Origin of the sequence: Phyllobacterium calauticae, assembly GCF_019991125.1 — a bacterium.
GTDB lineage: Bacteria > Pseudomonadota > Alphaproteobacteria > Rhizobiales > Rhizobiaceae > Phyllobacterium > Phyllobacterium calauticae.
Window position 1 is genome coordinate 440,570 of sequence record NZ_JAGENB010000004.1, and the last position, 14,172, is coordinate 454,741.

Sequence of the window (14,172 nt, forward strand, 5' to 3'; positions counted from 1 at the left end):
ATGTGGCATTATTTCATGCTCAACCGTTGGAGCTGACCAGTGCCCATCAAGATTCCTTCGCATGCCCGCATCGTTATTGTCGGAGGCGGTGCTATCGGCACCAGCATTGCCTATCACCTTGTCAAAGCAGGCGAGACGGATGTGGTCGTTCTTGAAAAGAACGTGATCACCGCTGGTTCGACCTGGCATGCAGCCGGTCTGATGGGCCAACTGCGCAGCAAGGTGAACCTGACGCGACTGATGCAATACAGTGCCGAACTCTGTTCCAAAATTGGTGCCGAGACGGGGCAGGACGTCGGCTGGAAGAATGTGGGTAGTTTGCGCCTGGCAGCCTCCGACGCGCGCTGGGAAGAATTAAAGCGGGCAGCCACCGCTGCCAGGAGCTACGGTTTCGACATGGAGCTTGTCGGACCTGACGACGTGAAGCGGCTGTTTCCGCTCGCCGATACCAAAGACTTGCGCGGAGCAACATGGATTGCCTCGGACGGGCACGTTGACCCTTATTCACTGACACACGCCTATGCAAAGGGCGCCCGGGCAGGCGGGGCACGCATTGTTGAGGGTGTGACGGTTACAGGTTTTACGATCCGGGACCGTCGCGTCATCGAGGTTCAGACATCGGACGGCAATATTGGCTGCGATGTCGTCGTCAACGCTGCAGGCCTCTGGGCTCGTCAATGCGGCGAGCTTGCGGGTATCGATCTGCCTGTAACAGTGCTTGAACACGAGTATTTCGTCACCGATAAATCACCCCTTGTGCCCGATGACCTCCCAACGTTGCGCGATCCCGATGCCAATTTCTACGTCAAGCCGGAACCCGGTGCCATGGCCATCGGCGGTTGGGAAAAGGAAACGCGGGCTGCCTATGGACTTGGCAAGCTGCCTATGAGCTTTGGGCAAGAACTGTTTGCTGATGATCTTGATCGTATCTCTGACGTGATTGAAGGCGCTGCCAACCGTATTCCAATTTTGGGTGAGCTTGGCGTACGCACCGTCGTCAATGGACCAATTCCCATCTCGGCTGACGGTGAACCTGTAATGGGTCTTGCAGGCAATCTCGATAATTTCTATGTCGCCTGCGGCTTTACATCTGGCATCGCCGCTTCCGGCGGCGCGGGCCGTGCAATGGCCAACTGGATCCTTGAAGGCGATCCTGGCATGGACCTCTGGGCATTCGATCTGCGCCGGTTTGGTCAACCGCATACGGGGCTTGCCTATCTGCGCGACAGCGCCATTGAAGCCTATTCAAAATATTATGCGATCGCCTGGCCGGAAGAAGAGCGCTCGGCCTGCCGCCCGCTGCGCCGTTCGCCGCTTTATCAAACCCTTGCCGATCATGGGGCCGTTTACGGCGCAAAGTTCGGCTGGGAACGACCGAATTATTTTCTCAAGCCTGGTCAACAGAAGCCGCCGCTCGAAACATTCGAGCGTGCACCCTACCGCGAGGTCATCAGCCGTGAACACCGCCTAGTCCGGGAAGGTGTTGCACTCATCGATCAGTCTTCATTTACAAAGTTCGAGATTTCCGGACCGGGTGCATTTGCCTATCTGCAATGGCTTGCCGCTGCCAATCTGGATCGCGGGACAGGAGCCGTCATCTATACCCAGTTCCTGAACAAGCGCGGCGGGATCGAGGCCGACCTGACGATCATGCGTCCGCGCGATGATGTGTTTTATGTGGTGACCGGCTCGGGATTTGGCACGCGGGACGGCAACTGGATCCGCAGCCACATGCCGCGAGATCGCTCGGTCATGATGCAGGATGTGACGAGTGCCTATGGCGTCATCAATCTTTGCGGGCCACTTTCCCGGAAGGTACTCGCCAAGGTGAGCGAGGATGATATCGACAACGAAGCCTTTGCGTACATGACCTGCCGAAATATCCGCATTGGCTGGGCGCCGGTGATGGCGGCGCGCGTGACCTATGTCGGCGAACTTGGCTGGGAACTGCATATCCCCGTGGAATACATGTCTTACGTCTATGAAACCCTGCGGACAGCGGGTGCAGAGTTCGGCATTGCCAATGTCGGCTACAAGGCGATCTCCAGCCTGCGCATGGAAAAGCGCTACCTTTATTGGGGAGCAGACATCACCCCCGATGACACACCATTCGAAGCTGGTCTTGGCTTTGCTGTTTCCCTGAAGAAAGGCGACTTTTACGGGCGGGACGCGCTGATTAAACAGCAGGAACGCGGCATCCAGCGCAAGCTCGTTTGTTTCCGCCTTGATGACCCTCTGCCCGTCTATGGCGGGGAAGCCATGATCGCCAATGGTCGGAGTATCGGCATGACGACGAGCGGTGACTACAGCCACACGACCGGAGCTTCCTTGGTATTTGGCTATCTTGCCGGCGATGATATGGCTCTCACAGAGATCGACGTGGAAGCCTTTGGCCGCCGTAGCCGGGCAATACGTGTCGAACGCTGCATCTACGATCCAACCGGCGAGCGCATACGGCAATGAACAAGCACGCAGTGGAGGCATCGCAGGTAAAGACGCGTCTCGATCGCCCCTCCTGTCATACAGCTACCGATCCTGGGCTACGTGCACGCACAGTCGTCAGTCTGCAGACTAAACCGACTGTGTTTACTGTGCTCCTGTTCCCGGGATTCTCGCAATTATCGTTGTCTTCGATGATCGAGCCCATGCGTGTGGCCAACACATTGCTCGGTCTGGAGCAATTCCGATGGCGGCTCGTGAGCATTGATGGTCAGCCGGTAAAGTGCGCCAGCGGCTTCAGCATTGGCGTTGACGGTGACTTTCACACTGAACGCACGAACGTTGAAATGTCCCGTGTTCCCGACCTCATGCTTCTGTGCGCAGGTGAAGGTATCGAGGCCCAATGTTCGTCCGAGGTCAGCGCCTTGCTGAGGCTATGCGTGCGCCAGAAGATCGTGATCTATGCGCTTGGAACGGCAACATGGCTCCTAGCCCAGTTGGGTCTCCTGAATTCCAGTCGATGCACCATTCATTGGAACAAGATCCCCGCCCTGTCTGAAACCTTCTATGGACTGAATGTCAACGACGCATTGTTTATGCAGGATGGCCCCTTTGTCACCTGTGCCGGAGAGTTCGCGGCTTTCGATCTCGCCATCGACTTGCTGAAACGGCGCTGCAGTCCGGAAACCGTTGCCAAGGTCTGTCAGCACGTCATCGCAGATCGTGGCCGGGCGGGCGACGCATATCAGTATATTCCGCCGGGACTTCAGTACACCGGCAAGAACGAAAAACTCATTCAGGTTATTCGTATCATGCTGCAGAACATTGAGATGCCCACCGCTCTTGATGACATTCCCCAACAGGTCGGCTTATCGAGACGCCAGATCGAGCGGCTTTTTCAGCGCAATCTCGGCACAACACCGGGACAGTACTATCTGTCACTTCGGCTCGCCCGGGCACGGCAACTGCTGGTATCAACCAACCTTTCCATCACCAGTGTCGCGATGGCCTGCGGGTTCAGTTCATCGTCGTACTTTTCCAACTGCTTTCGCAATGAATTCGGATTGAGGCCGCACGAGGTTCGTCTCTGATCGGGAGGTAGACGTCCTCGAGAGAGGCCGGAATTCTGTCATATCGGTCCTGATCGCATCGCAATGAAATCCGATCCTGCGTACTGCTGTTATGAAAGGAAATATGGATTATGTCGGAAGCGGCGAGTCTTGAGACAGCTACGATCTATATCTTTGGACCATTGATCGTGCTGTGCATGCTGCTTGCAATCCACCACAGGCACCATACTTTCCCTGCCTCTTACTGGAGCGTGCTCGGCATTACTATTCTTGCGTCACTTCTGATCGACGCCGTTGCCAACTCCTCCGCGACTATCGGCAATGATGGAATTCTTTGCAAGCCAATTGCTGTTATCGTCATGTCTGCCTTCATCCGTGTGATCGCAGCCGTCGGCGTTGTCGTTGGAATAGTTTTGGAGATGTACAGATTGCTGAGACGGCAGATGTCGTAGCGGATTTTATAGAACCGCACCAACCCCCAACAAGGCCCTTGGAAATCAACCGCCAGGCCGATGCATCTGATTTTTGTGCTCTTCCGATTTGCAAAAGCATACGCCGGGAAGGCCGTCGATTGGAATAGAATTTAGCTGACCCAGACACATGAGGTCGACACAAAAACGCCCGCGTTGAAAGCGGGCGTCGAACGGCTGTTGGTTCGTTAGTCTCGTGTGATTAGCGAGCGACTGATGCGCGGGCAACACTACGGATATCGGCGCGGTCAATACCCAAATCCTGCAGTTCACGGCTGGACATGCGGCCAAGTTCGGTGACGGTCTGACGGAACTTGAGCCAATTGTTGAAGGAGCGTGCTACGTTCATGATAATTCCCTTTCTGAGGGTTGTCTGACGTCAGCAGCCTTGCTTGGCTCCGGCGTCGTTTCGATGATTGGAATATAGGCCTTTCAATCGGTTTAAAACAGGCACAATCCCTCATTCCACCTATGCATCTGGCGCAATGGTCATGAAGGAAAATGAATCTATTGGATCAAGCATCTTCAAACTTTGAATTGAGCCGGGGTTGTCATATTGATTGTTCGTCAAATAGCTTGCGGTAGTTGAGGTTCATGAATAAGCAGGCCCGACGTACAAAAAATCATCCCTTTTCAATTTCAATATGGTTACAAGATAGCCAATCCCACAGTGATGGGGCGCATGCCGGACAGCGAGCTGCGGAGCCTGTTCGAGGGATCACGATTTGACGTCACCTGCCATCAAACCGATAAATCCCGCAAAGCATTCAGGCTGGAATTTCAACTCGATACGGAGAGAGGTGCCATGACCAACTCGAACACCACCGCCAGCAAATCCGGCAAGACGTTCACGGTCGAGGCCGATGCCACCGCCGCCTATTGGCACAACAGCGCCGGCAACTGCCTGCCGCCTCCCGACATGATGGGGGCTTATATGCGTAACCGCCCGGTCCTGACCGGGCCGGCTAAACGCCGCAAGGCCTGGATCATCGGCAGCGGCATCGCGGGCCTTTCCGCAGCCTTTTACATGATCCGCGATGGCGGTATGGCGGGCGAGGACATCACCATATTGGACACGATGCACATCGAGGGCGGCTCGCTCGACGGCGCGGGCAATCCGGAGGACGGCTATATCGTCCGCGGCGGCCGCGAGATGAACTGGAACTACGATAATCTGTGGGACATGTTCCAGGACGTGCAGGCGCTCGAACTGCCCGAGGGCTATAGCGTCCTCGACGAATATCGGTTGGTCAACGACAATGACCCGAACTTCTCCAAGGCCCGGCTCATGCACAAGCAGGGCCAGATACGTGATTTTTCGACGCTGGGCCTCTCCAAATCACAGCAGTGGGAACTGATCCGCCTGATGTTGAAGCGTAAGGAGGATCTCGACGACGTTACCATTGAGCAGTATTTCAGCGCGGGCTTCCTCGAAACCAATTTCTGGTATCTCTGGCGCTCCATGTTCGCGTTCGAAAACTGGCAGAGCCTTCTTGAAATGAAGCTCTACATGCACCGTTTCCTCGACGCGATTGATGGACTGACCGACATGTCGGCGCTGATCTTCCCGAAGTACAATCAGTTCGACAGTTTTGTTCGTCCGCTGGTAGCGCATCTGCGGGAGCGTGGTGTGAAGGTGCAGTTCGACACGCGCGCCTATGATCTCGAAATGACGGTCGAAGGCGAGGCCCGCACGGTTACCGCTATCCGTGCTCATATGGGCGGTACCGATACGACCATTGCCGTTGGCCCGAAGGATCTGGTCTTTGCGCTGACCGGGTCGATGACCGAGGGCACAGCCTATGGCGACATGGACAACGCCCCGGTGCTCGACCGCGGCAGACATGACCCGGGCAACGCGAGCGATTGGGCGCTGTGGAAGAATCTCGCCAGGAAGTCGCCCATCTTCGGCAAGCCCGAGAAATTCTACGGCAATGTCGATGGCTCAATGTGGGAATCCGTCACACTCACCTGCAAAGCGTCGCCCTTTGTCGAAAAGCTGAGAGAGCTTTCGGTCAACGATCCCTATTCGGGCAAGACGGTGACCGGAGGGATCATCACCTTTACCGACTCCAATTGGGTGCTCAGCTTTACCTGCAACCGCCAGCCACACTTCCCGACCCAGCCGAAGGATGTTCTGGTGGTCTGGGTCTATGCGTTGCTGATGGACAAGGAGGGCAACTTCGTCAAGAAAACCATGCCGGCCTGCACCGGGCGAGAGATCCTGGCTGAGCTTTGCTATCATCTCGGCATTGAAGATCAACTCGACGATGTGGTGGCAAACACCAAGGCGCGCATTGCGCTGATGCCGTATATCACGGCGCAATTCATGCCGCGTGCGGCGGGCGACCGGCCCCATGTTGTGCCTGCGGGTTGCACCAACCTTGGCCTGATGGGCCAGTTCGTCGAAACGTCGAACGACATCATATTCACAATGGACAGTTCAATCCGCACCGCGCGGGTCGCGGTGTATACGCTTCTGAACCTGCCAAAACAGGTGCCGGACATCAGCCCGACCCAGTACGATATCCGCTCACTGCTCAAAGGCGCACGGGCGCTGAACAATGGCGAACCGTTTCCAGGCGAACGCCTGCTGCACCGTCTGCTGGACAAGACCTATTATGCCCACATCCTGCCGCCGCTGCCCGAACCCGATGCAGCCAAGCGCGGGGCGGCCGAAGGCGAACTGACGGGGCTTCTCGGCAAGGGCAACCAGGCGCTCGGCACTGTGTTCGCTTGGCTGGAAAAGATGCGAGAAAACTTCACCACAAACAAGAATTAGGGTTCGCCAGATAACGCGTTAAACAGCCGATTTCAGCGCGGCTCTCTTTTCCCGCTTCAGCAGGAGGCTTACCGTGAGCGCAATCTGATCGAGCGGTTTTTCTCCAAGCTGAAGCACCTCCGACGCGGCGCCACACGCTATGACAAGCTCGGCGCTCAGGCCTTGCCTTGCCAGCCCGCTCCGAGGGCAAGCACGCTTCCCGGCCCGTGCACGGCAGCAAAGAACAAACCGGCTACAAAAGTGAAATGGTCGACGAAGAAGCCGAATTCGGCCTGGTTGTTGGCCCAGTGTGACGGGCCGTGGAATGTAAATCCGAGGAAGATGACGTAAACGGCCGCGACCATCGCCGCCGGAGTGAAAACGGCGCCTGTCAGGAAGGCAATGACCAGCAGCATTTCGAGGATCGCTGCGCACCAGGCCAGAAACAGCGGGAATGGGAAGCCGGCGGCGGCGATGTAGCTTGCAGTGGCGCCCATATCCATCAATTTGAAGGAGACAGCCATCAAAAAGACAGCGGCGAAGATAATGCGGGCAATGAGAATGGCGGCAGTCTGCCAGACCGTTTGAGCGTTTTCCATGATGAACCTCCGGGTTGAAGCGGTTGATGCTGCAAGGACGGCCAAGATAGGGGGATTCCGACAGGGCTGGGAAAATTTGTTTTGCCGGTCGCCTCTTATCCGCGGCAAAACGAACTGGCCACGGCTTTGCGCGAGGTCGGTCGCGTCGAGTGGACCCTGTTCATGATCAACTGGATTCTGAACGCCGATCTGCAACGCCGCACCCAAATCGGGCTCAACAAGGACGAGGCCCATCACGCGCTGAAACGTGCCATCAGCTTTCATCAGCGCGGCGAAATCGGCGACTGCGAAAATCCCATCCAAACGGCCGCGGTGGTTCAACCTCACAATCCCCTTTTGCAATAAAAGAAGCCGTGGACTTGATTCCGCTTTGCATGAAGCAATCCACTGTCTTCGATCTCCGGTCAGTTATCAGGCGGCCGCCGAGCCCACCCCGAAAGCAGCATTTGCAGCCTTCGCCTCGATTTCACCCTGGAACTTGTCCAGGAAGTCATCTCGCCCGATCTCGCCCAAATCAACTGCCTTTGCTCCACCTGCCGCAACGAATGTCACATCGGTGATGCCGATGACGTTCAGGATCAGGCGCAGATACTGGGCCGCGATGTCTCGATCGCGGATTGGGGAACCTTCGGTGTAAACGCCCCCGGAAGCCATAAGCACAGTAGCCCTCTTGCCGCTGACAAGGCCCTTGCCGTCCATCCCGAGCGTCGACCCCTTGCGGACGATGTGGTCGACCCAAGCCTTGAGCGCCGCCGGAATGTTGTAGTTGTACACGGGCGTGGCAATGACGAGATGGTCGGTCGCCAGCAGCTCCGCGACAAGTTCGTCCGACAGCCTGAGCACTTCTTTCATTTCGGTCGAATGCTGCTCCGGCGGCGTGAAATAAGCCCGGAGCCACGGCGCGCTCACAAACGACAAGTCCGTTTCCATCAGATCACGGGTAACTACCTGCCCACCGGGATGTGCAACCTGCCATTCGGCGACGAAGCGACGGGTGAGATTGCGTGAGATCGAAGAATCGCCGCGCGGACTGGTTTCGACAACGAGAAGGTGGGGCATGAATGGTATCCTTGGATTTGAGTTGGCCGAAGCGGAAGCCGGAGTTCGGCGCGCCGAGAGCATGGCTGCAGCTTGCACACTGGACGATCATCATTAAAAGAGATAATAATCCGATGATCTCTATCTGCTTGGATGATGAAATGTTGGGCAGTTTGACCCTGGACCAGCTGCGCGTGCTGGTGGCGATCACCGAAACCGGCAGCTTCTCGGCTGCCGGTCGCAAGCTCCACCGTGCCCAGTCTGCGATCAGCCAGGCCATTGCAACGCTGGAAGACGTGCAGGGGGTGATCCTGTTTGATCGGAGCAGCTATCGCCCGCACCTGACGGATGCGGGCCGCGCGCTGGTCGCTCAGGCTCGTGTTGTCCTGTCGGGCACGGCACGTTTCGAGGCGATGGCCGCCGCCACGCGCAATGGACTGGAGCCCGAGCTTGCAGTGGCAATTGATCCGCTGGTACCCACTGCTTCGTTTATCGACAGCCTGCATGCGCTCCGCGATGCGTTTCCTCACCTGCCGGTGAGCTTCTCGGAAGAGGGCCTCGGCGGCGCCGAGCGACGATTGCGCCGGGGAGATGCTGCGCTCGCGTTCTGCGTGCTTCTACCTGATGTGCCTGAAGATGTTGTAGCTTTGCCATTGCTTGACGTGCGCCTGCTTCCGGTCGTGTCGCCAGCCCATCCGCTCGCCCGGCTCGGCCGGCCGGTAACGCGCGCGGACCTGGATGAGCATGTCCAGCTTGTGCTGTCTGATCCGTCCACACCGGACAATCCCGGCTATGGAATTCTTGGAACCAAGGTGTGGCGCTTCGTTGAGCTGGGGCGCCGGCTGGATTTCCTCCTCGCAGGGCTTGGCTGGTGCCGGATGCCCGAACATCTGGTGATGCCGCTTCTGGTCGAAGAGCGTCTCGTGCCGCTGCAAATTGAGGACGATCCTGCCAGCGTTCACAGCCCTCTGACCATCTATGCCGCGCATATGCGAGATCGTTTCCCGGGCCGCGCAGGCGCATGGCTCCTCGACAATCTTCAGGCCCGGTTCATTTCAGTTTCAGCGCATCCTCGCTCAGAGGCGGACATAGCAATTTCCACCCATCGCTGAGTCTAGGACCACAATCGCCGGGATCGTTCGACAGAAAAAGATCAAGCTATGGGAAGCTCTTAGCGCTAGCTGACGCATTGAGCCATGACGTCTGATCGGTGAACGCCCCAAGTGACGAGACATCTTGTCCTCAACGGATGAGGTTTGCGCTTGCGCCCAACCGACAATGAGCCCTGTCGACGACGGGGCTCACGATCCACAAACCCGATGACACAAAATTCCACATGGGATCCTACTGCTGTTTAAATTCAGGACCTGCCAGTAAACCATCGGTTGTACGCGCCACAGACGCCTTGGAAATCTTCATTTGTAAATGCCGATAATAAGCAATTTCCCGGCATTTCGATTGTAGCCTAGATGTCTACAATGCCGATAAAAAGCCCGTTCTGTCTTGCCTATGTACGTGCTGAACAGGGTGAAAGCGCCAAACGGAAGAACAACGTGACTTTATCTTCGTGGTCGAGCAGACGTTCCAAATTCATCATCTGCAAGGTATCATTCGGAGGCGCATTGGGCGCGATGCTCAGACTTGCAAACGTCTGAGCGAGAACACAGGAAGTCGGCCGATGACGAGCACACGAAATTCACAGGGCTTCTGATATGGGCGCGACCGCTCGACCTGGGCCCACCGGCCTGCGGCAATTCCTTGATCTTGAGCAGCAGCGCGATTGGATAGAGGGCAAGATCGACTTGCCGGACACGGGCGACCGCTTGGAGTCCCTGGAACAGCGCTTCAAATATGTGGCTCGTTTTGAGAAGCTGCTTGGTCGCCCGCAAGCAGGGGAAGTCCTGGAGATTCTCGGGCTGTATGGTCCAAGCTGTATTCCGATCCCGCGCAAGACCGAGCGCTACTACTGGTCTGTTTCCTGCCTGCCGTCGACCTCGGACAAGCCGCTCGTCCGCGTCAATGCGAGCTGGATGGAACTTTTTACGCTCTATGCCCAGGACGAAGACATCCGTGCCAGATTCATCGTGCATCTATCGGATTTCACGACAGATCGCTCAGTCACGCCAAGCCGTGTCGACGAACCCTTGCTCGAGCAAAGTGTCGCGATGCCGGAGCACGTCAGTTATTTCTTCCCGCGTGGTGCGGACATTTTCGGCATCAATGTGCGTGGCTCCGTCTCGATCCGCAAATTCCTCACGAGCCGCCGCATAGTGCGCGCCATTCGGACGTTCAACCTGACACACATGAACCGGGGGCGGAACGCCTATCAGGCGAGCCATTGCTACAGCGTCGCGGATTACATGCAGGCAGATCTAGGGATTCTTTAATGCGAGCGATCCTGGCGAACTCGCCGGCGCCATCCCGGCCCCTTTGCGCCCCATACCTGTCGTATAGGTAACTGTGCCATCGCCCGGAAGCCGACATTACGGTGACTGCCTAGAGCTCATAGTCGCACCACAACCGGCCATTGCCGCAAGTTCTGTATGGGTCACGCCCGGCTCGCCCGAACGCTCAGCCACCGATCATGGGGCTTTCCAACGCACCGACGTACCTCGCTGACGATCCAGCCGGCGTCTGTAAGTGCAGACCGCAGGGCAGACTCGCGCCAGTACGTCTCGACGTAGCGCCGAGGCGCTGCAGCACTGCCGTGTGTGGACACATCCTCGCCTTCGCCCTCTCTAACGGAGGCGTGCAATCGGCCTCCGGTCCGGGTCGCCTCGGCAAGCCGCCCAAGCACCGTGCCGAGATCCTCGCGCGCAACATGAATCAGGCAGGCACAGGCCCAGATCCCGTCGTACGGCGTACCGGGACGCTGCGGGTCAGCCAGGTCTTCGGTCAGCGGGTCCAACAGGTCGGCCTCGAAGCCACTTTCGCGAAGCAGTTCGACGAAACCCTTTGAAACGTCGGTGCGCCGGACGCTAATGCCCCGTTTCTCAAGCTCAAGTGCATCGCGCCCGCCACCGCTTCCAATCTCCAGTACCCTGCCCGAGCCACCCAGCGCGGTCACGAACACATCGATCTCTGTCGCGACCCATTCGGGCATCGCCGCGGCCTCTGAAGCGTACTCCGCCGCGACCGCATCATAGGACCGCACGGTATCCAGGTCGGTGCTCATCCTAGCATTCCTCCTTCAAGACAAGAGGCCTGATGAGCGAGAGGCCCATCAGCCCATTGCGCCTTTCACACTTCGGCAGTTGGTGACTTCGCGGGCGATTTGCTTCCCAGCTTTATCAGAAATGCGGTCAGAGACACCACCGACCGATTGCCAATGCTGCCGGGCGACAATGCGCCGTCATTTCGGACCTTTATCAACGCGGTTCAAAGACCATTAAGCTGCCGTTAACATCAAGCTGCGCGGAGTGCTATTAGCGCGGCACCAATGGAATTTTTGTAACTGAGCCTAACAACGTGACATCTCCTTATCAGAAGCTGTTTCATTACCCTTGACCTCGGTTCGCCAAGAAGCAAATATCCAGATTTAGCTGGCCCAGGCGGTAGCCAGACCGTCATATTAATCACGCCAGAGCGCCGTGCTCGAGGCGGGGAACTCAGCTAGACAAGGTCTTGATCGAAATGCGTATTCAATGGTTCCGAACGGCGATGATCGCCGCCGTCGTCGCTGCAGGCTGCGTTGTTTTGTCTGCAAATGCTCAAACTCTCACGTTGCCTCCGGCCCACGGTAAATTCGACTACCAGATTGGAGGCGATTACAACCGGCAAAGCAGTGTTAAGATTGTTGTCCGGGACAGAACGGTTGCCCCTGCAAAAGGTAAATACAATATCTGTTACGTGAATGCCTTCCAGACGCAACCGCAGCAGAAGGAGTGGTGGACAAAAAACCATCCGAATCTGCTGATCAAGAAAGATGGTGAGTATGTTACCGATCCAAAATGGCCAGAAGAGTATATATTAGACACATCCTTAGACACAAAACGAAAGAATCTGATGAAAATAATCGGTCCCTGGATCGACAAATGTGCGGCTGACGGCTTCAAGGCCCTCGAACCCGACAATCTCGATTCATGGAACAGATCCAAAGGCGTTTTGTCACCAGAAACCAATACAGAGTTTGCCAAGCTGCTGGTCAAACGGGCTCATGATGCCAATCTCGCTGTCGCCCAGAAAAACGCCTCGGAACTTGCACCCAAAGGCCCAAAGATAATCCGCTTTAATTTTGCGATTGTCGAAGAATGCGAATACGAGAAGGAATGCGGCGAGTACACCAAAGTGTATGGCAATCAGGTTTACGAGATCGAATACAATGACAACAACAAGGATACCAATGGCAATCCCGTTGATCCCGTAAGTTTTTTCAATGCCGCGTGCGACGCACGCGGTGACAAGATCTCTATCATCTACCGTGACCGCAAAGTCGTTCGGGACACTTCGCCCGATTACGAATACGAAGTGTGCGACTAATCAGATTGACATACGGTCTTGCTTATTTTGCCAACAAAATTTCTAGAAGTAGAGGCTGCATCGCTGCAATCGACGGGATGAAGGATGGGCCATTTTCCGTAACTCTTTCGATACGATGTTCTCCCATACGCATCGATTACGCCAGCGCCTGGACCTCAATCGATTGGCGCGATTTGCAGCGGATCATCGTCGGGACCATGAGGAATTGTGGTGTTGATTTCCACGCGGAACTGAGCCGGTTGGAAAGACCAACAGCGAGGTCATCGCCTATCAAAAACGCGCACGCAAACCGTCGCGGCGCAACAGCTGGGTCGAGGAACGAAGGGAGCGCAGACTACGGGAGCAGGCTGCCACAGATCTATTCACTGTCGCCGGGCAGAGCTGCGAGATTGAGGTCTCCGCCCTGCCCGTCGACGAGCCTCGGCATCTGTCAGGATGACATTTTAACTTTGCACAACAAGCGACATTTCTAATGGGCGGCCACACTTGGCAAGCGGATGATGACTTCAAGTCCACCATGGCTGGAACGTTCAAACGCAATCGTTCCGTTGTTGAGGGAGACAATCTCGGAAGCAATCGCCAGGCCAAGGCCAGTGCCTGTGACTGTCTCGTCCAACCGCCTGTCACGTAGACCAATCGTACTGTGATCTGAGAACTGAATGCCCGGACCATCGTCGGATATTCGCCATTCGACGAACGCGCCATCCTGCTTAGCCTTGATATGGATTTGCGTGTTCGCCCATTGCGCTGCGTTCTCCAATATCACACCGACAAGCTCGACAAGGTCGTTCACGTCGATGTCGACGTTCAGACCATCCTTGACATTAACGACCCAGACCAGTTGTTCGCCTTTGGGTGTTCTTTTCAACACCGCAATCGTGCGGGGAACAACGCTGCTTAATGACGCGCTGAGGGCGTGCATCCGAACGCGTTGACGCAGCCGGACCAGCCTTAACTGATAATCTATCCGGTCACGCATCTCGTTCGTCAGATCGACGATTGATGCTGCGCTGCGAGTGTTGCCGCCTTTTTCCAGCTCATAGGCGATCGTGCCCAACACTGTCAGCGGGGTTTTAAGCCCGTGAGCAAGATCGGATGCACGGGATCGCGCAAAATCCATCGATTTCTGTTGCATGGCAAGGAGGGCATTTACTTCGCCGACCACAGCAACAACTTCCAGCGGGTAGATTGTTGATTTGCACTGAGAGCTGACCCGGGATTTGCGCCGAGAAGTGACCCGCCTTTAGGTATCGCTCGTGTTGGTGGTGGTCAAGTTCCTAGGCTTCTCCTTCGTTGTTTTGGGTTCATGAGCCGAG

12 protein-coding genes and 3 pseudogenes are annotated in these 14,172 nt (G+C 56.4%); 10 read left to right on the plus strand and 5 right to left on the minus strand.

The window, feature by feature from the left end; genetic code table 11:
- Positions 1–39: 39 nt before the first annotated feature.
- From J1W56_RS26085 to J1W56_RS17485, 3 genes are all read left to right on the plus strand, one after another.
- Complete coding sequence (locus tag J1W56_RS26085; protein ID WP_223614564.1) at positions 40–2,463, plus strand: GcvT family protein; 2,424 nt, start codon at positions 40–42, stop codon at positions 2,461–2,463.
- On the plus strand, positions 2,460–3,530 hold the full coding sequence (locus tag J1W56_RS17480) for a GlxA family transcriptional regulator (RefSeq protein ID WP_223614565.1): 1,071 nt from the start codon (positions 2,460–2,462) through the stop codon (positions 3,528–3,530). Before J1W56_RS26085 ends, J1W56_RS17480 begins: the two co-directional genes overlap by 4 nt.
- Positions 3,531–3,640: 110 nt before the next feature.
- Positions 3,641–3,961, plus strand: coding sequence for a hypothetical protein (locus tag J1W56_RS17485; RefSeq protein WP_223614566.1), 321 nt, complete (start codon positions 3,641–3,643; stop codon positions 3,959–3,961).
- Between the two features lie 220 nt (positions 3,962–4,181).
- On the opposite strand, the gene J1W56_RS17490 is transcribed toward J1W56_RS17485, so the two are convergent.
- A complete protein-coding gene (locus J1W56_RS17490; protein WP_091879693.1) occupies positions 4,182–4,328 on the minus strand; it encodes a DUF1127 domain-containing protein in 147 nt (48 codons plus the stop codon).
- 276 nt (positions 4,329–4,604) lie between these two features.
- On the opposite strand from J1W56_RS17490, the pseudogene J1W56_RS26170 reads away from it, so the two are divergent.
- The 3 genes and pseudogenes from J1W56_RS26170 to J1W56_RS17505 all read left to right on the plus strand — a co-directional run.
- Positions 4,605–4,721 (plus strand): annotated as a pseudogene (locus J1W56_RS26170) (phosphoketolase family protein); the annotation flags it as partial.
- A 63-nt stretch (positions 4,722–4,784) separates the two neighbouring features.
- Positions 4,785–6,761, plus strand: a complete 1,977-nt coding sequence (locus tag J1W56_RS17500) for an oleate hydratase (protein WP_223614567.1) — start codon at positions 4,785–4,787, stop codon at positions 6,759–6,761.
- Positions 6,762–6,830: 69 nt separating this feature from the next.
- Positions 6,831–6,926 (plus strand): annotated as a pseudogene (locus tag J1W56_RS17505) (IS5/IS1182 family transposase); the annotation flags it as partial.
- Here the strand turns inward: J1W56_RS17505 and J1W56_RS17510 are convergent.
- Positions 6,917–7,339: a DoxX family protein gene (locus J1W56_RS17510; RefSeq protein WP_223614568.1), complete on the minus strand. Its 423-nt coding sequence runs from the start codon at positions 7,337–7,339 to the stop codon at positions 6,917–6,919. The pseudogene J1W56_RS17505 and the gene J1W56_RS17510 overlap by 10 nt on opposite strands.
- A gap of 90 nt (positions 7,340–7,429) precedes the next feature.
- On the opposite strand from J1W56_RS17510, the pseudogene J1W56_RS17515 reads away from it, so the two are divergent.
- Positions 7,430–7,624: pseudogene (locus J1W56_RS17515) on the plus strand (Tn3 family transposase); the annotation flags it as partial.
- Between the two features lie 126 nt (positions 7,625–7,750).
- On the opposite strand, the gene J1W56_RS17520 reads toward J1W56_RS17515, so the two are convergent.
- The gene (locus J1W56_RS17520; RefSeq protein WP_223614569.1) at positions 7,751–8,398 is read right to left on the minus strand and encodes an FMN-dependent NADH-azoreductase; all 648 of its coding nucleotides are present in this window, start codon (positions 8,396–8,398) and stop codon (positions 7,751–7,753) included.
- A 2-nt stretch (positions 8,399–8,400) separates the two neighbouring features.
- Between J1W56_RS17520 and J1W56_RS17525 the strand changes: the two genes are divergently transcribed.
- Entirely contained in the window at positions 8,401–9,489 is a 1,089-nt protein-coding gene (locus J1W56_RS17525) for a LysR family transcriptional regulator (RefSeq protein ID WP_223614570.1), read from the plus strand.
- A gap of 600 nt (positions 9,490–10,089) precedes the next feature.
- Positions 10,090–10,764, plus strand: coding sequence for a hypothetical protein (locus J1W56_RS17530; protein WP_223614571.1), 675 nt, complete (start codon positions 10,090–10,092; stop codon positions 10,762–10,764).
- 161 nt (positions 10,765–10,925) lie between these two features.
- Here J1W56_RS17530 and J1W56_RS17535 read toward each other — a convergent pair whose 3' ends face one another.
- Positions 10,926–11,552, minus strand: a complete 627-nt coding sequence (locus J1W56_RS17535) for a class I SAM-dependent DNA methyltransferase (protein WP_223614572.1) — start codon at positions 11,550–11,552, stop codon at positions 10,926–10,928.
- A gap of 458 nt (positions 11,553–12,010) precedes the next feature.
- Here J1W56_RS17535 and J1W56_RS17540 point away from each other — a divergent pair, with 458 nt between their 5' ends.
- Positions 12,011–12,856, plus strand: a complete 846-nt coding sequence (locus tag J1W56_RS17540; protein WP_223614595.1) for an endo alpha-1,4 polygalactosaminidase — start codon at positions 12,011–12,013, stop codon at positions 12,854–12,856.
- 469 nt (positions 12,857–13,325) lie between these two features.
- Here the strand turns inward: J1W56_RS17540 and J1W56_RS17545 are convergent, their stop codons facing one another.
- The gene (locus J1W56_RS17545; protein WP_223614573.1) at positions 13,326–14,021 is read right to left on the minus strand and encodes an ATP-binding protein; all 696 of its coding nucleotides are present in this window, start codon (positions 14,019–14,021) and stop codon (positions 13,326–13,328) included.
- Between the last annotated feature and the right edge of the window lie 151 nt (positions 14,022–14,172).